A 17,457-nucleotide genomic window follows, 5' to 3' on the forward strand; every position below is an offset into this window, starting at 1 on the left:
CGGCTTTACCCGGATTTACGTCGCTTAGGCGCGCTTTACACCCCTGCGCCACACAATGGCCGCGTCAAACCAACCGGAGGAACTCACGATGACACAGCAGCGCACGACCGCCACGCACCATGACAACCAACACCACTGCGGCCTCGACGCGGACCTGGCGCGCCTGCTGGGGCGGCCGGCCACGCGGCGCCAGTCGCTGCGCTGGCTGTGCGCCGGCGTGGGCGCGGCGGCGCTGCCGGTGGCCGGCTGCGGCGGTGGCGGCGATGGCTCGGCGGACGGCTACGGCATCTCGACCTCGACCACCACGACCGGCGCGGGGACGACGGGCGGCGGCAGCGCGGCCTGCTCGGTAATCCCCGAGGAGACCGGCGGCCCGTATCCGGGCGACGGCACCAACCGCAACGCCAACGGCGTGGCCAACGCCCTGGTCCTGTCCGGCATCGTGCGCAGCGACATCCGCGCCAGCGTGGCCGGCGCCAGCGGCGTCGCGCAGGGCGTGCCGCTCACCATCCGCCTCAGGATCGAGAACGTGGCGCAAGGCTGCGCCGCGGCCGAAGGCGCCGCCGTCTACCTGTGGCACTGTACCCGCGAGGGCGGCTATTCGATGTACTCGAGCGGCATCGTCGACGAAAACTACCTGCGCGGCGTGCAGGAGGCCGACAGCGACGGATGGGTCACCTTCACGACCATCTTCCCCGGCTGCTACGACGGGCGCATGCCGCACGTGCACTTCGAGGTCTATCCGACCCTGGCAAGGTCGACGAGCGCGGCGAACCGGGTCAAGACCTCGCAGTTCGCCTTCCCGCTGGCGACCTTGAACGAAGCCTACGCCAGCAGCGGCTACGCCACCAGCGTGCGCAACCTGGCGCGCATCAGCTACGCCACCGACAATGTGTTCAGCGACGGCACCGACCTGCAGATGGCGAGCGTCAGCGGCAATGCGACCCAGGGCTATACCGCCACCCTGGCAGTAGGCGTTTCATTCTAAAGAAGGTTCGCACGACGGCGCCAGCCATTACAATGGGTCGCTGTCGAATAACCAAGGTTCGCGAACCTCGTTCCATGTCCAAACCCCTGCTTCATTTCGCCCATGGCAACAGCTACCCGGCCGGCACCTACAGCCGGCTGCTGGAACAGCTCGAGGTCCACTACGACGTGCACCTGCTCGACATGCACGGCCACGATCCGCGCCATCCGGTGGCCGACGGTTGGGGTGCGCTGGTCGACGAGCTGGTCGAGCACCTGGAAGGGTATGGCCGGCCGGCGATCCTGGTCGGCCATTCGCTGGGCGGGATGCTGTGCATGATGGCGGCCGAGCGCCGTCCCGAGCTGGCGCGTTGCGTGGTGATGCTCGATTCGCCGGTGGTGGCGGGCTGGCGCGCGCTGGCCTGGCGCCTGGCCAAGCTGGCCGGCTGGGGCGAGCGCCTGTCGCCGGCGCGCTTCGCCCGCAAGCGGCGCGAATTGTGGCCCAGCCGCGACGACGCGCACCGGCATTTCAGCGCCAAGCCGATCTTCCAGGCCTGGGCGCCGGGCGCGCTGGACGACTACCTCGAGCACGGCCTGGCGCCGCACCCGGAGGGCGTCACCTTGCGCTTCCGGCGCGACGTGGAGTCGGCCATCTACCAGACCCTCCCGCATCACATGGACGAGGTGCTGCGCGAACCGTTCCCGGTGCCGGTCGGCTTCATCGCCGGCACCGCATCCGAAGAGATGCGCCAGGCCGGCATGGCGGCTACCCGCAAGCTGGTGGGCGAGAACCTGGTCATGATCGAGGGCGGCCATCTGTACCCGCTGGAAAAGCCGCAGGAGACGGCGCGCCTGGCGCATGCGATGATCGAACGCCTGCTGGCGCCGGCGCGCTAGTAGGCCCGGTTCGAGTCCAGCGGACGCGGGGCGCTGTCCATCGCGTCGCGTGCTTCCTGGCCGCCGACGGTCTTGAGCATGCGGTCGGTGCTCTTGCGCTTCGGGATGCGCGAACCGGTCATCTCATGCTGGTCTTCCTGGGCGGCCAGCGCCGGGGCGGCGGCGGCCGGCGAAGCCGCCGGCGGAGGGGATGCCGGGGTGCTGCATCCGGCCAGGGCGACGAGGGCGCCGAGCGCCAGGGGTGTCAATGCGGCGTGCATGGAGGGCTCCAGGAGTGAGTGAAGTAACTGATGGTATGCGCGGCGCCGCGGTTCGGCAACCAGTTCTTGCATTGGCGGAACCGGGATCAGCACCGGCCTGCGCATTTCGCGTAAAATCGCGGGATTTTCTCCCTGCTGGAAACCGACAATGACTATCAAGAGCGACAAATGGATCCGCCGCATGGCGGAAAGCACCGGCATGATCGAGCCGTTCGAGCCGAAGCAGGTCCGGGAGCAGGACGGGCGCCGCATCATCTCCTTCGGCACCTCTTCGTACGGCTACGACATCCGCTGCGCCGATGAATTCAAGGTGTTCACCAATATCAACAGCACCATCGTCGATCCGAAGAACTTCGATTCGAACTCCTTCGTCGACGTCAAGAGCGACGTCTGCATCATCCCGCCGAACTCGTTCGCGCTGGCGCGCACCATCGAATACTTCCGCATCCCGCGCAATGTGCTGACCGTCTGCCTTGGCAAGTCGACCTATGCGCGCTGCGGCATCATCGTCAACGTGACGCCGTTCGAGCCCGAATGGGAAGGCTATGTGACGCTGGAGTTCTCGAACACGACCCCTCTGCCGGCCAAGATCTATGCCGGCGAAGGCTGCGCCCAGGTGCTGTTCTTCGAGAGCGACGAGGTCTGCGAAACCTCGTACAAGGACCGCGGCGGCAAATACCAGGGCCAGCACGGCGTGACCCTGCCGAAGACCTGAGCGCTCTTCAACCTGCCTGGTGCGCCACGTGCGCCAGGTGTCCCAGCTTGTCGGGATTGCGCATCACGTAGATGGCGGTGATGCGGCCGCCGTCGATGTCGAGCGCGGTGGTCTGCAGCATGCCGTCGCTCTCCAGGGTGATGCGTCCCGGCAGTCCGTCGATCGTGGCCGTGCGCAGCACGGCGGGCGCGTCCCAGCCGCCCTTGCGCGTGAATGCCTGCAGCAGGCGCAGCACCTTGTCCTGGCCGAAGATCGGATTGACGACGGCCGGGCGCTTGCCGCCGCCGTCGCCATAGAATACGACGTCGTCCGACAGCAGCTGCCGCAGCCGCCCCAGGTCGCCGCTGCGCGAGGCGGCGAAGAATGCCGCGGCGATTTCCTGCTGCCGGTCCTGCGCCATCGGAAAACGCGGCCGCGCGGCCGCCACGTGCGCGCGCGCCCGGCTGGCCAGCTGGCGGCAGGCCGCCGGCGCGCGGCCGATGGCCTCGGCCACCTCGTCGAAGTCCATGTCGAACACGTCGTGCAGCAGGAAGGCCGCACGCTCCAGCGGCGACAGGCGCTCCAGCGCCAGCATCAGGGGCAGGGTGATGTCGTCGTCCTCCTCGTCGTCCGGGTCGACGAAGGGTTCCGGCAGCCAGGGGCCGAGGTATTCCTCGCGCTTGACGCGCGCCGACTTGAGCACGTCCAGGCACAGGCGCGTCACGGTGCGCACCAGGAAGGCTTCGGGCTCGCGCACCGATCCGCGGTCGGCGCCGTGCCAGCGCAGCCAGGCATCCTGCACCACGTCCTCGGCTTCGGCCACCGATCCCAGCATGCGGTAGGCGATGCGCTGCAGGCGCGGGCGGCGGGCGGTGAAGAAGGTGGCGGTGTCGAATTCGCTGGCGTTCATGACCCCGCATGATACGCGAAAAAAAAAGCCCGGAGTTGCTCCGGGCCTCTCTCGTTTGGCGGGTCGCCATGCCGCCCATGCCAGCGGCGTCAGGCGTCTTGCATCACGCAATCGACGAAGTAGCCGCGCTTGCCGTCGACTTCGCGCTTGACCAGGCCGTGGACGTCGGTCTCGAAGCCAGGGAAGCGTTCGTTGAAGTCGCGCGCGAAGCGCAGGTAGTCGACGATGGTCTTGTTGAAGCGCTCGCCCGGGATCAGGAGCGGAATGCCCGGCGGGTAAGGCGTCAGCAGGATCGCCGTGATGCGGCCTTCCAGCTCGTCGATCGCGACGCGCTCGATTCTCCGGTGCGCCATGTTGGCGAAGGCGTCCGACGGTTTCATGGCCGGGATCATGTCCGACAGGTACATCTCGGTGGTCAGGCGGGCCACGTCGCGCGACTTGTAGAAGGTGTGGATCTCGGTGCACAGGTCGCGCAGGCCGCGGGTCTCGTAGCGCGGGTTGGCCGCCGCGAACTGCGGCATCACGCGCCACATCGGCTGGTTGCGGTCGTAGTCGTCCTTGAACTGCTGCAGCGCCGTCACCAGCGTATTCCAGCGGCCCTTGGTGATGCCGATGGTGAACATGATGAAGAACGAGTACAGGCCGCACTTCTCGATGATGACGCCGTGCTCGGCCAGGTACTTGGTGACGATCGAGGCCGGGATGCCTGTCTCGCCGAACTGGCCCGAGAGGTCGAGGCCCGGGGTCACGATGGTGGCCTTGATCGGGTCGAGCATATTGAAGCCCGGCGCCAGCTTGCCGAAGCCGTGCCAGTTTTCTTCGGCGCGGATCATCCAGTCGTCCTGGGTGCCGATGCCTTCTTCCGAGAATTTGTCCGGGCCCCAGACCTGGAACCACCAGTCGTCGCCGAAGTCCTCGTCGACCTTCTTCATCGCGCGGCGGAAGTCGAGCGCCTCGAGGATCGATTCCTCGACCAGGGCGGTACCGCCCGGCGCTTCCATCATCGCGGCCGCGACGTCGCACGAGGCGATGATCGAATATTGCGGCGAGGTCGAGGTGTGCATCAGATAGGCCTCGTTGAAGGCGTCCTGGTCGAGCTTGACCGATTCGGATTCGCGCACCAGCACCTGCGAGGCCTGCGACAGGCCGGCCAGCAGTTTATGGGTCGACTGGGTCGAGAAGATCATCGACTCCTTGGCGCGCGGGCGGTTCTCGCCGATCGCGTGCATGTTGCGGTAGAAGCTGTGGAAGGTCGCGTGCGGCAGCCAGGCTTCGTCGAAGTGCAGGGTGTCGATCTTCCCGTCCAGCATTTCGCGCAGCGTCTCGACGTTGTACACCACGCCGTCGTAGGTCGACTGGGTGATGGTGAGGATGCGCGGCTTCTTGTTGACAGCGTCGCGCGCGAACGGGTTCGCCTCGATCTTGCGGGCGATCGATTCGGGCGTGAATTCCTCGAGCGGGATCGGGCCGATGATGCCGAGGTGGTTACGGGTCGGCATCAGGAACACGGGGATCGCGCCGCACATGATGATCGAGTGCAGGATCGACTTGTGGCAGTTGCGGTCGACAACCACGATGTCGCCCGGCGCGACGGTCGAGTGCCACACCATCTTGTTCGAGGTCGAGGTGCCGTTGGTCACGAAGTAGCAATGGTCGGCGCTGTAGATGCGCGCGGCATTGCGCTCGGACTTGGCCACCGGGCCGGTATGGTCGAGCAGCTGGCCCAGTTCTTCCACTGCGTTGCAGACGTCTGCGCGCAGCATGTTCTCGCCAAAGAACTGGTGGAACATCTGGCCGATCGGCGACTTCAGGAAGGCCACGCCGCCCGAGTGGCCCGGGCAGTGCCACGAGTACGAGCCATCATAGGCGTAGTTGACCAGCGCGCGGAAGAACGGCGGCGCCAGGCTGTCGAGGTAGGCCTTGGCTTCGCGGATGATGTGACGGGCCACGAATTCCGGGGTGTCCTCGAACATGTGGATGAAGCCGTGCAGCTCCTTCAGGATGTCGTTCGGGATGTGGCGGCTGGTGCGGGTCTCGCCATAGATATAGATCGGGATATTGGCGTTCTTGTGACGGATTTCCTTCACGAAGGCGCGCAGGCCGACCAGTGCGAAATCGGTCTCTTCGAGCGAGCCGCCGCCGAATTCCTCGTCGTCGATCGACAGGACGAAGGCCGATGCGCGCGACTGCTGCTGGGCGAACTGGGACAGGTCGCCATAGCTGGTCACACCGACGACCTCCATGCCTTCCTGTTCCATCGCGGCCGCCAGGGCGCGAATGCCGAGACCGGAGGTGTTCTCCGAGCGGAAGTCCTCATCGATGATGACGATAGGGAAACGAAATTTCATGGGCAGCTCCAAAGCGAAGCGCCGTGCGGGCGGCAGGTCCTGGCCGGACCATTCCGGCAGGGGCTGGCCGCCGCGCACGGCACCGTAGAAAATGAGAAGCGGATTTTCGCAGAAAACGCGGGTCCGGGTGCAAGTTTTTTTGCTAGGTTAGCCACACTTCCAGAAGGGTGGCGCACACCAGCAGGCATCCGGCCGCGGTCAGTTGTCGATCCTGCGTCCGGCGCGCCGTATACCTTCGGTCAGCAGCGCCGCGGCCAGTGCGCCGAGCAGGGGAATCGGCGACAACACCGTGACGCTATTGTGCAGGAAGGCGAACAGGCCCAGCGTGATGCCGAAGGCGGCCACTGCGCCGGTCAGGGTCAGCAGCCAGGTGCGGCGCGCGAGCAGGGTCACCGCGGCCAGCGAGATCGCGATCTGCTGGGCCACCGAGGCGGCCGCCCATTGGCGCTGGCGGTGGAGGGCCTCCTCGGAGCGGCGGTTCGACTCGCTGGACGTGGCTTCCCAGCGTTCGGCCTCCTTGCGGATGACTTCCTTCTCGGCGCGATAGCGTTCGGCTTCTTCGCGGTAGCGCAAGCCGTCCACGCCCGGCAGCGTGGCAGCCAGTTCGGCCAGGTTCTGGCGACTCGACTTGGCCTGGTAGTGGCTCCAGGCGTTGGCGGCGCTGGTCTTTTCCATCGCGGCCTGGGTCTTGAACAGGCTGGCATCATTGTGCGACGAGGTGCCGAGGAAGGCGAACAGGGTGCCCAGCGTGGCCAGCACCGCGATCAGGGCCGCGACCCGGCCGGCGAAGCCGTCGCCTCCGCGCGAACCCGGCGTACGCACGGCGCTCATTGCGCAGCTCCGCGCCGCGCGTAGGTCACGAACGCGTAGTCGAAGCCGCCGGCCTCGCTGTGGTGGGTATCGCGCGCCGTCTCACGCCACACGGCCGCGTCGATCGGCGGAAAGAAGGTGTCGCAGTCGAAGGTGTGGTCGATGTGGGTGACGATCATGGCGTCGGCGATGTCCATCGCTCCGCCGAATATCTGGGCGCCGCCGATGATGCTGGCCGGCGCTCCGTCCAGCATCGCGATGGCCGCGTCCAGCGACGCGGCGCGCTCGGCGCCGTCGTGCGACCAGTCGGCGCTGCGCGTGACGACGATGTTGCGGCGGCCGGGCAGGACGCGGCCGATCGAATCGAAGGTCTTGCGGCCCATGATCACCGGCTTGCCGAGCGTGACGCGCTTGAAGTGGGCGAAATCCTCGGGCAGGTGCCAGGGCATTTTGTTGTCGATGCCGATGCCATTGTTGGCGTCGACCGCGACCACCAGCGTCAGTTGGGAAGCGCCGCTCATACCGCCACCGGCGCCTTGATCGCGGGATGCGGGTCGTAGCCGGTGACCTCGAAATCGTCGAAGCGGTAGTCGAACAGCGAGGCCGGCTTGCGCCTGAGTTCCAGGCGCGGCAGCGCGCGTGTCTCGCGCGACAGCTGCAGCTCGACCTGTTCCATGTGGTTCGCATACAGGTGGCAGTCGCCCCCGGTCCAGACGAAGTCGCCGACCTCGAGGCCGGCCTGCTGGGCCATCATGTGGGTCAGGATCGCGTACGAGGCGATATTGAAAGGCACGCCCAGGAAGATGTCGGCGCTGCGCTGGTACAGCTGGCAGGACAGCTTGCCGTCGGCGACATAGAACTGGAACAGCGCGTGGCAGGGCGGCAGTTTCATCTGCGGTACGTCGGCCACATTCCAGGCCGAGACGATCATCCGGCGCGAATCGGGCGTGCTGCGGATCTGCTCCAGCACCTGCGCGATCTGGTCGATGTGTTCGCCCGACGGCGTCGGCCAGTTGCGCCACTGGTAGCCATAGATCGGGCCGAGATTGCCCTCGGCATCGGCCCATTCGTCCCAGATCGACACGCCGTTCTCTTTCAGGTAGGCGATGTTGGTCGAGCCCTGCAGGAACCAGATCAGTTCATGGATGATCGACTTCAGGTGCACCTTCTTGGTGGTCAGGAGCGGGAAGCCTTCCTGCAGGTCGAAGCGCATCTGGTGGCCGAACACCGAGCGGGTGCCGGTGCCGGTGCGGTCGGTCTTGATGGCGCCATGCTCTTTGACGTGGCGCATGAATTCGAGGTATTGGTGCATTGCTATAGTCGGTCGGTCAATCTGTCATTCTAGCATTCAGCCCGGACCGCTGTCCGCCAGGGCCAGGGCGAAGCGGTCCAGCGCCGCGCGCACCGCATCGTCGGGCAGGGCAAGCAGGTTGTCGCCCACGTAGATCTCGACCACGCTGGTATCAAGCAGTGCGCCATGGGCGGCGCGATTGAACATCCAGACGCCGTGCTCGCGCGCCAGCACGTCGCGCACGGCCAGGGCGCGCTCGCGGCTCGCCGGCAGATGCAGGTGCAGCATATTGGCTTGCGGCGCTGCCGGATTGACACGCAGTTGCGGATACCCGCGCAGCACCTCGAACAGCCACTGGGTGCGCGCGAAGTACGCGGGCATCGCCGCCAGCCGTTCGTCGAACTGCATCGCCGCCGCCACGATATAGGGCGAGCGGTGGATGACGTTGCCGCCCTGGCGCCGGAACCATTCGGCGCAGCGGTCGACGAAGGCGCGGCTGCCGAGCAGCATCGCCCCGCCCAGGCCGCCGATGCCCTTGTACAGCGAGACGTACACCGAATCGAAGCCGGCCGCGATGGCGGCGGCGTCGCGGCCGTAACCGGCGGCCGCCTCCCACAGGCGCGCGCCATCCATGTGCAGGTGGATGCCCTGCGTGCGGCAGTGGCGCTTGATCGCTTCCAGCTCGTCCCAGTCAATGAGTTGGCCGCCGATCTCGCGCATCGGGATTTCGAGCTTGACGGCGCCCAGGCGGTCGGGCACCGCGGCCAGGTCGGCGTGGGTCCAGGGCCGGTAGCGGTCGCCCACCGACAATGCCTGGAAATGGTCGAGCATCTGAAAATTGGAGCGCTCGTGCCCGAAGATATGCGAAGTCGGGTGCAGCGCCACCAGCCTGCTACCGCGGTCTTCACACGCCAGGCGCAGCGCCGTGACCTGGGCCATGGTGCCGCTGATGCAGAATACCGCGGCCTCGAAGCCCAGCAAGGCCGCGACCCTGGCCTCGAACTCCTGGACCAGAGCGCCATTGCCGTACACGTCGTGGTCGACGTCATGGCGTTCGCACCAGGCGGCCATGGCGGCGAACAGCTCGGCCGGACGCCGCTGGCGGTGGCCGGGAAAGACGGTGTGGCAGCGGCGCTGCAGCTCGGTGTCGCTCAAAGCGCTCTCCTGGAAGACGGGCCGGCTACTGTACACCGAAAATTCAGCCCTCGATCAATGCACGACGGGATGGCGCCGCGAGGGAGGCGGCCGCACGCTCGTCGGCCAGGCGGAACTGGCGCACCGAACGCGCCAGCGCATCGGCCTGTTCATGCATGGCCTGGGCCGCGGCGCTGGCTTCCTCGACCAGGGCCGCGTTCTGCTGGGTCACGGTATCCATCTCGACCACCGAGCGGTTGATTTCCTCGATGCCCTGCGTCTGCTCCTGGCTGGCGCTGCTGATCTCGGACATGATGTCGGTAACGCGCTGCACGCTGTCGAGCACTTCCTGCATCGTGGCGCCGGCGTCGGCCACCAGCCTGCCGCCGGCGGCCACTTCGCTGTTCGAGGCCTCGATCAGGGTCTTGATTTCCTTGGCGGCGGCCGCCGAGCGCTGGGCCAGGCTGCGCACCTCGGACGCCACGACCGCGAAGCCGCGTCCCTGCTCGCCGGCGCGCGCCGCCTCCACTGCCGCGTTCAAGGCCAGGATATTGGTCTGGAAGGCGATGCCGTCGATCACACCGATGATGTCCGAGATCTTGCCCGAGGCCTGGGCGATCGAATCCATGCGCGCCACGACCTGGGCCACGGTGCCGCCGCCCTTCTGGGCGACTTCCGAGGCGCTACGCGCCAGCTGGTCGGCCTGGCGCGCATTGTCCGCGTTCTGGCGCACGGTGGTCGTCAGCTGGTCCATCGACGAGGCGGTGGTGGCCAGGCTGGCCGCCTGTTCCTCGGTGCGGCTGCACAGGTCCAGGTTGCCGCTCGAGATTTCCTGGGACGCGGTGGCGATGTGTTCGGCGCCGTCGCGCACCTGGCCGACCACGGTCGACAGGCGCGCGCCGATCTCGTTGATGGCGCCGGTCAGGCGGCCGATCTCGTCGTCGCGCCTCGGCGTCACCTGCGCGGTCAGGTCGCCGTCGGCGATGCGGGTGGCGACTGCCTGTACTTCGGCCAGCGGCCGGGTCACGGTGGCGCGCACCAGGAAATACAGCAGCGTTGCCAGTGCACCCAGCGCGACCAGTCCGAGCAGGATGAAGCGGTTGCGCAGTTCGGTGGCGGCGGCGGTGATCTCGTCCAGGTAAGTGCCGCCGGCGATGACCCAGTTCCAGTCCTTCATGGTCGAGTAGGCGGCGAATTTTTCGCGTGCGGCCGCTTCGCCGGGATTCTGCCAGTCGTAGCGGATCGTGCCTTCCTTGTTCTCGAGCATCTCCTTGACGAAGGCGCGGCCGTCGGCGGACTTGCTGTCGAGGATATTCTCGCCTTCCTTGCCCGGGTGGACGATCAGGTCGCCATAGGACTTGCCTGGCGCCGCCGACAGCACGTAGAAGTAGCCGGTGGTGCCGACCTTGACCGCGCGAATGCGCTCCTTGAGCGCGGCGATGTCGGTCGTGATGTCGACGCCCACGTAGAGCGCGCCGACCACGCGGCCGCCGGCGTCGCGCACCGGTTCGTACTGCGTGATGAACTGCTTGCCGAACAGGGTGGTCAGGCCCACGTAGCTGCGGCCGGCGCGCAGTGCGGGGTAGGCCGGCGAGGCCTTGTCGAGGGCAGTGCCGACAGCGCGCTCGCCGTTTTCCTTCTTGACCGAGGTCGACACCCGCACGAAGTCCTCGCCCGATGCCGCGAAGATGGTGGCGTTGCCGCCGGTACGTTCGGTGAACGCGTCGGGGGTGCTGAAGTCCAGGTTCAGCGGCTGGCCGGCGACGCTCAGGGTCGGCACCTGGCGGCCGCCGATGTCGACGGTGGTCGCTTCGTCGAGCGCGAAGTCGCCCGGCAGTCCGGCGCGGAAGATGCGGCCAAAGCTCACCGCCTGGCTGCTGACGGTCTTGTTGAACAGCTCCACGGTGCTGGCGACGCCATGCAGTTCATTGCGCACGCTTTCCACTGCGCGCTGCTCGAGCATGGCCGAGGTCGAGACGGTGATGGTCGCGATCAGGGCCGCGATGATGAGGCCGGCCAGTGCGAAGGTCACGGCGCTGATGCGCGTGCCAACATTCCAGCTGGCCGGGCGAAAAGTCTTGGTGCTCATGTGGGTTGGGCGATCGAGAAGGGATATAACCCCGGATCATATCGCGCCAACTTTTCGTACCGCAATAATTAGTGAGTTTCGGAATGAAACTGTGTGTCAGTACGCAACAAAATGCGATGTTTCTACGTGCTATTACGGATTGCCTTGTCAGGCTGCTACCGGCGCGTGATGCTGGAACTGCAAGGCCGCCAGGTTGGCATACACGCCACGCATCGCGATCAGCTCGGCATGGGTGCCCGATTCGACGATCCGGCCTTCGTCGAGCACGATGATGCGGTCGGCGCGCTGCACGGTCGCCAGGCGGTGGGCGATGATGATCGTGGTGCGGCCGACCATCGCTGCCTCGAGCGCGCGCTGCACCAGGCGTTCGGATTCGGCGTCGAGCGCGCTGGTGGCTTCGTCCAGCAGCAGCAGCGGCGGGTTCTTGAGCAGGGCGCGCGCGATGGCGATGCGCTGGCGCTGGCCGCCCGACAGGCGCACGCCGCGCTCGCCCAGGAAGGAGGCATATCCCTCGGGCAGGCGCTCGATGAAGTCGTGGGCCGCGGCCATCTTCGCCGCCGCGATCACTTCGTCGTCGCTGGCGTCGGGGCGGCCGTAGCGGATGTTTTCCATCGCGTCCAGCGAGAAGATCACGGTATCCTGCGGCACGATGCCGACCGCGCCGCGCAGGGTGTGCAGCGCCAGGTCGCGCACGTCGACGCCGTCCAGGCGGATGCTGCCCGCCTGCGGGTCGTAGAAGCGCAGCAGCAGCTGGAACAGGGTCGTCTTGCCGGCGCCCGACGGGCCGACCACGGCCACTGTCTCGCCGGCGCGGATGTCGAGCGCCAGGTGCGACAGCGCCGCTTCGTCCAGGCGCGAAGGGTAGGCGAAGGTGACGTCGTCGAGCGTGACGCGGGCGCCGTTCGCGGTGCGTACTGGCAGCGTCTTCGGTTGGAGCGGGTCCTGGATCTCGGAGCGCGCGCCCAGCAGTTCGAGCAGGCGCTCGGTGGCGCCGGCGGCGCGCTGGGCGTCGCCCATCACCTCCGACAGCGCTCCGACCGAGCCGGCCACGATGCCTGCGTACAGGATGAACTGCCCCAGGTCGCCGCCGGTCATGGTCCCTTCGAGCACGGCGTGCGCGCCCAGCCACAGCACGAACACGATCGAGCCAAACACCAGCACGATGGCCAGCATCGTGAGCGTGGCGCGCGCGCGGATGCGGCGCATCGCGGTCGTGAACGCACCTTCGACCTCCTTGCCGAAGCGGCCGGATTCGTGGCCTTCGCGGGTAAACGCCTGCACGGTCGGCATCGCGTTGAGGATCTCGCCGGCCACCGCCGAGGCGTCGGCGATGCGGTCCTGCGAGTCGCGCGACAGCTTGCGCACGCGGCGCCCGAACAGCACGATCGGCAGCACCACCAGCACCAGCAGGCCCAGGATGATGGAGGTCAGGCGCGGGCTGGTCACGAACAGCATCACCAGGCCGCCGAAGAACAGCAGCGTGTTGCGCAGCGCGAGCGAGATGCTGGTGCCGACCACGGTCTGGATCAGGGTGGTGTCGGTGGTCAGGCGCGACAGCACCTCGCCGGTGCGGGTGGTCTCGAAGAACTCGGGACTCTGGCGCACCACGTGGCCATAGACCGCGCTACGGATATCGGCGGTGACGCGCTCGCCCAGCCAGGACACCATGTAGAAGCGGGCGGCGGTGGCGACTGCCAGCACGGCGGCCACGCCGAACAGGGCCAGGAAGGTGGCGTTGATATGTTCCAGGCTGCCGCCTTCGATGGCGGCGCCGGCCGCCGCGGTGGCCGACCCGGCGGCCGCGCCGAAGCCCAGGTCGATCATCTGCTTGAATGCGGCGGGAATCGCCAGCGTGGCGCCGGCCGCGAACAGCAGGGCGATGCCGGCCAGCAGGAACTGGCGGCGATAGGGACGCAGGAAGGGCCCGAGGCCCCTGAGGGTGGCCAGGCTGCTCTTGCCGGATGGCGTGGATGCTGGATTGCTGGTGTTACGGGTGGTCATCTGGTCGTTCTTGTTTTCTTAGAGCTTCATGGGCTGCACATAGCCGGTCATCTCGAGGTAGCCGCGGCCCACCCGGCGGCCGCCCTGGTGGATCGTGACCGCGCCTTCCCAGTACACGGCGCCGGTCGAGCGGCGCGAATCGAGTTCCTGGTCCTGCTGCAGCGGCAGCACCTGCCAGCTATCGCCGCCGGTGGTGATCGTGGTCGCGATCGGATAGGTGGCGCCGGTACGCGGCGAGGTCCAGTGGGTCTGCGGCGCGAACGAAATCTGCTCGGGCGCGTAGTGCACCACCTTGCCGGCCCTGTCGCGCCTGGTCGCGTGCGCCCATAGTTTACCACCTTGGCGGTCGCGGATCTGGAAAGCCATCAGGGCGCCGCCGTCGTCGAGGTTGGCGCCGACCCAGTCCCAGCCGACGGCGTCCGGCTGCAGCGCTTCGCTCGACCATTCGTGGTCGAGCCAGGCGGTCCCGGTTACCTGCGTGGCCGCCATGCCGGCGCGGCCGACCGTGCCGCTCACTTCCAGGTGCGGCTCGCTGTAGTAGTAGCTCGCGTGCTGGGCGCTGGGGCCCTTGCGCGAATAGCCGCCCTGGCCCTGCACCAGCACCGGCTGGGTCGGGCGCAGGCGCAGTTCGAGCGTCAGCTGGTTGGAGCGGATCGTCACCCGATACAGGCCGTTGGCGTCGCGCACCATGCGCCAGTCGTCCAGTTTCAGGTCGGTGTTGCCGGGCCGGGCCCAGGCCATGCTGAAGCCTTCGCGCGCGCTGCGCTCGTCGTGGACAAGGCGGCCCACCTGCGGGTCGGACAGGGCGGCGTGGCCGATCACCAGCTGGCGCGGGGCGAAGTGGCTGGGGTTGTCGTTGTCAGCGCCGGTGCGGCTGCGAAAGAAGGTCACCTGGAAGCCGAGCGGGCGTTTATCCGGCGTCTCGACCCAGCCGGTGACGTACCACCACTCGGTGCGAAATTCGGGATGGGCGCCGTAGTCGCGCGGGAACGACAGCCCGGCGCCGGGCGTGACCGGCGCAAAGACAGGCGCGGCCGCCTGCGACGACATCGACAACAGCAACAGCAGGTACAAGAAAAAACGCATTACCAATCCTCTCTGACCGCGCGCACCGGGCCGCCGGACAATGCCTGGCGTCCCGATACCAGCGCGGTGGCGATCGATGCAGCGACCAGCACCGCGGCCACGCTGCCCAGCAGGGGCCAGGGCAGGTGCAGGCCCATCGTCCAGTGGAAGGACTGCGGGTTGATCACGTACACCAGGATCAGGCTGATCACCAGCCCGAGCGCGAAGCCGGCGATCACGCCAAGGCTCGTCAGCAGTCCGCCCTCGAAGGCGAGCAGCTGCAAGACCTGGCGCCGGGTGACGCCGACGTGGCGCAGCATACCGAATTCTCGCGCCCTTGCCAAAGTCTGGGCCGAAAAACTTGCCGCGATGCCCGACAGGCCGATGGCGATCGCGATCGCCTCCAGTAGGTAAGTCACGGCGAAACTGCGGTCGAAGATCTTGAGGCTCGTGGCGCGGATCTCGCCCGGTTTCATCAGGTTGAGGGCCGGTCCGAACGGCAGCGCGCGCAGGCTGCCCTCGAGCGTCGCGACGTCGGCGCCGCGCGCGCTCCACAGGGCGGCGTCGGTCACCTCGCGCTCGCCCGTCAGCCGGCGGTAGTCCTGCAGCTGGAGCACGACCGAGCCGGCCTGGTTGGCGTAGTCGCGCCAGGCGCCGGCCACGAAGAACTCGGCTTCGGCGCCGCCCAGCGGCAGCCGCAGGCGCTGCCCGACGCGGGCGCCATACAGGTCGAGCATCGCTTCCGACACCCAGGCCGGGCGGCTGCCGGGCGGGATCGGCATGGACTCGCCGACTAGGTACAGCAGGCGCGCCGGGTCGCTGGCGTCGATGTCGCGCGCGATGACGACGATCGGCGGCCGCTCGGGGGCCAGCGACACGCGCCGGGTGCGCAGGAACTGGACTTTCTCGACGCCGGGCAGCGCGGCCAGCGCCGCCTGCTGGTCGAGCGTGAGAAAACCGGTGCCGCCGGCATCGACCGTGCGTACGTACAGGTCGGCCGGCAGGATGTGGCCCATCCAGTCGTCGACCGAGACCCGGAAACTCGACACCATGATCCCCATCGCCACCATCAGGCTGAAGCTGGCCAGGATGCCGCCCAGCGCGATCGAGGCCTGGCCCGGCGCATTGGCCAGGCGCGCCAGCGACAGCGCCAGCACCGGCGGGCCACTGCCGCGCCGGGCGAGCAGCGCTTCCAGCGCACGGAAGGTGATCGAGGCGAAGCGCGGCATCAGGCCGATGCCGCCGACCAGCAGCAGGGCAATGGCCAGGTAGCCGAACAGCGGCAGTTCGAATACGGGCGGCGCGAACGAGAGCACGGCGGCCAGCAGCAGGCATACGATGGCGGGCCAGACCCGCGCCAGGCGCGTCAGCGGGGCCTCGTCGGCGCCGGACTTGATCGCCACCGCCGGCCGTGCGCGCGCCGCCTCCCAGGCCGGCGCCAGGCAGCCGAGCAGGGCCACGCCCAGCCCGAGCCCGAAGAACACGAGCGCCGCGCCGGGCGTGAACGCGACTTGCGGGCGGGTGCCGGGGAAGTAGCCGGCGCCCAGGTCGCCGCCGAAGAAATGCAGGGCGGCGGCCGCTAGCGCATAGCCGGCGCCGATGCCGAGCAGGGCGCCCAGCACGCCCAGGCTGCCGCCTTCGAGCAGCACCTGGCGCAGTAACTGGCCGCGCGCCAGTCCCAGCACGCGCAGCAGCGCGAACTGGCTGCGGCGACGCATCACCGACAGCGCCTGCGTCGAGAACACGAGGAAGGCGCCGGTGAACAGCGCCACCAGCGCCAGCACGGTCAGGTTGACGCGGTAGGCGCGGCTCATATTGGCGGTGCGGCTTTCCTGGTCGGCGTCGTTCGGCTGGCCCACCGTGAAGCGGCCCGGCCAGATCCGTTCCAGCTCGGCGGCGAGACTGCGCTGGAAGGCGGCGCGGTCGACGCCGTCGCGCAACTTGAGGTCGACCCGCGACAGCTGGCCCAGGCGATTGAGGCGCCACTGGGCGGCGCCGATGTCCATCACCGCCAGGCGCTGGCCGGCGCGCGCGCGCTGGACCGGGCCGGCCACCCTCAGCGACACCTCGCCGGTGCCGGCGCGCAGCACCAGGGTGTCGCCGCGCCGTTTATCGAGCCAGGCCTCGGCGGCCGGCGATAAAAACAGCGCGTCGTCGGCCAGGATGTCGAGCCGGCGGCCGTTGGCGGTCACGCCGAGCAGGTCGGGCGAAATCGCGCCGGCGCGGAAGGCGTCGAGCCCGATCACGCGCAACTGTCCTTCGGCGCCCGGCACCCCGGCCTGGACCTCGAGGATGGGCGAGGCCAGCGCCACGTCCGGGTGTTCGGCCAGCAGCGGATACACGGATTCGTCGAACAGCGGTTCGCGCCCCTGTACCTGGATGTCGGCCTGCCCCGACAGGCTCTTGACGGCCGCCGAGAATTCGTTGAAGGCGGCGGCATTGATCAGGTGGATGGCGAAGCCCATCGCCACCCCGACCGCGATGGCGGCGATGGCGACCAGGGCGCGCACCGGATGCGCGCGCCATTCGCCCAGCAACAGCCAGCGCGACAACTGGCTCAGGCCGGGCATTCCACCGCCATCGTCTCGACCTGGCGCCGCGCCTTGATGCGGGCGGCTTCTTTCGCGTCGCCGCGGGTGCGCGCCAGGTCTTCCTCGAGCCACTGGCGCTGCAGGCGCAGCTTGTCGCAGCGCTTGCGCAGCGCCAGCGCCGCGCGCCGGGCGCGTTCGGCCTCGAGGTCTTCGCGCAGGGTTTGCCCGGCATGCCGCGCGTCGATCGCGCGCGCCAGTTCGTGCGCGCGCGCCATCCGCGCCTGGGTGTCGGGGTCGGGCACGGGCGCGGCGCGTAGCGCCAGTTGGGCGCCGGCGCCGGTGCAGGGACGGTCGCTGTAGCTCACCCGTCCACCCTCATGGCATTTGTAGATCGTGCCGGCCAGCGCATGCTGGCACAGCAGGCAGGCGATGGCGACGATGAATCGACGAAACATGGGCGG

The 17,457-nt window shown here is 68.1% G+C and carries 15 protein-coding genes; 3 read left to right on the forward strand and 12 right to left on the reverse strand.

Annotated elements, in window-relative coordinates; translation table 11 throughout:
- Positions 1-88 precede the first annotated feature (88 nt).
- Positions 89-988 carry a peptidase associated/transthyretin-like domain-containing protein gene (locus Q9246_RS23965; protein WP_306393666.1) on the forward strand — a complete coding sequence of 300 codons (900 nt, stop codon included), beginning with the start codon at positions 89-91 and terminating at the stop codon, positions 986-988.
- 74 nt (positions 989-1,062) lie between these two features.
- Positions 1,063-1,863, forward strand: coding sequence for an alpha/beta fold hydrolase (locus Q9246_RS23970; RefSeq protein ID WP_306393668.1), 801 nt, complete (start codon positions 1,063-1,065; stop codon positions 1,861-1,863).
- Here Q9246_RS23970 and Q9246_RS23975 read toward each other — a convergent pair.
- The gene (locus tag Q9246_RS23975) at positions 1,860-2,123 is read right to left on the reverse strand and encodes a hypothetical protein (RefSeq protein ID WP_306393670.1); all 264 of its coding nucleotides are present in this window, start codon (positions 2,121-2,123) and stop codon (positions 1,860-1,862) included. The genes Q9246_RS23970 and Q9246_RS23975 overlap by 4 nt on opposite strands.
- A gap of 148 nt (positions 2,124-2,271) precedes the next feature.
- Here Q9246_RS23975 and dcd point away from each other — a divergent pair, with 148 nt between their 5' ends.
- Positions 2,272-2,838, forward strand: a complete 567-nt coding sequence (gene dcd, locus Q9246_RS23980; protein ID WP_005670287.1) for a dCTP deaminase — start codon at positions 2,272-2,274, stop codon at positions 2,836-2,838.
- Positions 2,839-2,845: 7 nt separating this feature from the next.
- On the opposite strand, the gene Q9246_RS23985 is transcribed toward dcd, so the two are convergent.
- From Q9246_RS23985 to Q9246_RS24035, 11 genes are all read right to left on the reverse strand, one after another.
- On the reverse strand, positions 2,846-3,727 hold the full coding sequence (locus Q9246_RS23985) for a sigma-70 family RNA polymerase sigma factor (RefSeq protein WP_306393674.1): 882 nt from the start codon (positions 3,725-3,727) through the stop codon (positions 2,846-2,848).
- An 89-nt stretch (positions 3,728-3,816) separates the two neighbouring features.
- Entirely contained in the window at positions 3,817-6,075 is a 2,259-nt protein-coding gene (locus Q9246_RS23990) for an arginine/lysine/ornithine decarboxylase (protein ID WP_306393676.1), read from the reverse strand.
- Positions 6,076-6,273: 198 nt separating this feature from the next.
- The gene (locus Q9246_RS23995) at positions 6,274-6,906 is read right to left on the reverse strand and encodes a DUF4337 domain-containing protein (protein ID WP_306393677.1); all 633 of its coding nucleotides are present in this window, start codon (positions 6,904-6,906) and stop codon (positions 6,274-6,276) included.
- Positions 6,903-7,406 (reverse strand): dihydrofolate reductase, encoded by a 504-nt coding sequence (locus tag Q9246_RS24000; protein ID WP_306393678.1) that lies wholly within the window; start codon positions 7,404-7,406, stop codon positions 6,903-6,905. The genes Q9246_RS23995 and Q9246_RS24000 overlap by 4 nt, the downstream gene beginning before the upstream one ends.
- Positions 7,403-8,197, reverse strand: a complete 795-nt coding sequence (locus tag Q9246_RS24005) for a thymidylate synthase (protein ID WP_306393679.1) — start codon at positions 8,195-8,197, stop codon at positions 7,403-7,405. The genes Q9246_RS24000 and Q9246_RS24005 overlap by 4 nt, the downstream gene beginning before the upstream one ends.
- A 36-nt stretch (positions 8,198-8,233) precedes the next feature.
- A complete protein-coding gene (locus tag Q9246_RS24010) occupies positions 8,234-9,331 on the reverse strand; it encodes a threonine aldolase family protein (protein ID WP_306393681.1) in 1,098 nt (365 codons plus the stop codon).
- 43 nt (positions 9,332-9,374) lie between these two features.
- The gene (locus Q9246_RS24015; RefSeq protein WP_306393683.1) at positions 9,375-11,399 is read right to left on the reverse strand and encodes a methyl-accepting chemotaxis protein; all 2,025 of its coding nucleotides are present in this window, start codon (positions 11,397-11,399) and stop codon (positions 9,375-9,377) included.
- Between the two features lie 147 nt (positions 11,400-11,546).
- Complete coding sequence (locus tag Q9246_RS24020) at positions 11,547-13,400, reverse strand: ABC transporter transmembrane domain-containing protein (RefSeq protein ID WP_306393684.1); 1,854 nt, start codon at positions 13,398-13,400, stop codon at positions 11,547-11,549.
- 18 nt (positions 13,401-13,418) lie between these two features.
- Positions 13,419-14,486, reverse strand: coding sequence for a lipocalin-like domain-containing protein (locus tag Q9246_RS24025; RefSeq protein WP_306393685.1), 1,068 nt, complete (start codon positions 14,484-14,486; stop codon positions 13,419-13,421).
- Positions 14,486-17,035: an FtsX-like permease family protein gene (locus Q9246_RS24030; RefSeq protein ID WP_306393687.1), complete on the reverse strand. Its 2,550-nt coding sequence runs from the start codon at positions 17,033-17,035 to the stop codon at positions 14,486-14,488. The genes Q9246_RS24025 and Q9246_RS24030 overlap by 1 nt, the downstream gene beginning before the upstream one ends.
- Complete coding sequence (locus tag Q9246_RS24035) at positions 17,023-17,451, reverse strand: DUF4124 domain-containing protein (protein ID WP_306393692.1); 429 nt, start codon at positions 17,449-17,451, stop codon at positions 17,023-17,025. The genes Q9246_RS24030 and Q9246_RS24035 overlap by 13 nt, the downstream gene beginning before the upstream one ends.
- Positions 17,452-17,457: the final 6 nt, after the last annotated feature.

Origin of the sequence: Telluria beijingensis, assembly GCF_030770395.1 — a bacterium.
GTDB classification, from domain to species: Bacteria; Pseudomonadota; Gammaproteobacteria; order Burkholderiales; family Burkholderiaceae_D; genus Telluria; species Telluria beijingensis.

Bases quoted from the DNA above. Each gene is read 5' to 3' on its own strand.
- Q9246_RS24000 (WP_306393678.1), bottom strand. From the start codon at position 7,406: ATGAGCGGCGCTTCCCAACTGACGCTGGTGGTCGCGGTCGACGCCAAC.
- Q9246_RS24035 (WP_306393692.1), bottom strand. From the start codon at position 17,451: ATGTTTCGTCGATTCATCGTCGCCATCGCCTGCCTGCTGTGCCAGCAT.
- Q9246_RS23970 (WP_306393668.1), top strand. From the start codon at position 1,063: ATGTCCAAACCCCTGCTTCATTTCGCCCATGGCAACAGCTACCCGGCC.
- Q9246_RS23990 (WP_306393676.1), bottom strand. From the start codon at position 6,075: ATGAAATTTCGTTTCCCTATCGTCATCATCGATGAGGACTTCCGCTCG.
- dcd (WP_005670287.1), top strand. From the start codon at position 2,272: ATGACTATCAAGAGCGACAAATGGATCCGCCGCATGGCGGAAAGCACC.
- Q9246_RS23965 (WP_306393666.1), top strand. From the start codon at position 89: ATGACACAGCAGCGCACGACCGCCACGCACCATGACAACCAACACCAC.
- Q9246_RS24005 (WP_306393679.1), bottom strand. From the start codon at position 8,197: ATGCACCAATACCTCGAATTCATGCGCCACGTCAAAGAGCATGGCGCC.
- Q9246_RS24015 (WP_306393683.1), bottom strand. From the start codon at position 11,399: ATGAGCACCAAGACTTTTCGCCCGGCCAGCTGGAATGTTGGCACGCGC.
- Q9246_RS24030 (WP_306393687.1), bottom strand. From the start codon at position 17,035: ATGCCCGGCCTGAGCCAGTTGTCGCGCTGGCTGTTGCTGGGCGAATGG.
- Q9246_RS24025 (WP_306393685.1), bottom strand. From the start codon at position 14,486: ATGCGTTTTTTCTTGTACCTGCTGTTGCTGTTGTCGATGTCGTCGCAG.
- Q9246_RS23985 (WP_306393674.1), bottom strand. From the start codon at position 3,727: ATGAACGCCAGCGAATTCGACACCGCCACCTTCTTCACCGCCCGCCGC.
- Q9246_RS23995 (WP_306393677.1), bottom strand. From the start codon at position 6,906: ATGAGCGCCGTGCGTACGCCGGGTTCGCGCGGAGGCGACGGCTTCGCC.
- Q9246_RS24020 (WP_306393684.1), bottom strand. From the start codon at position 13,400: ATGACCACCCGTAACACCAGCAATCCAGCATCCACGCCATCCGGCAAG.
- Q9246_RS23975 (WP_306393670.1), bottom strand. From the start codon at position 2,123: ATGCACGCCGCATTGACACCCCTGGCGCTCGGCGCCCTCGTCGCCCTG.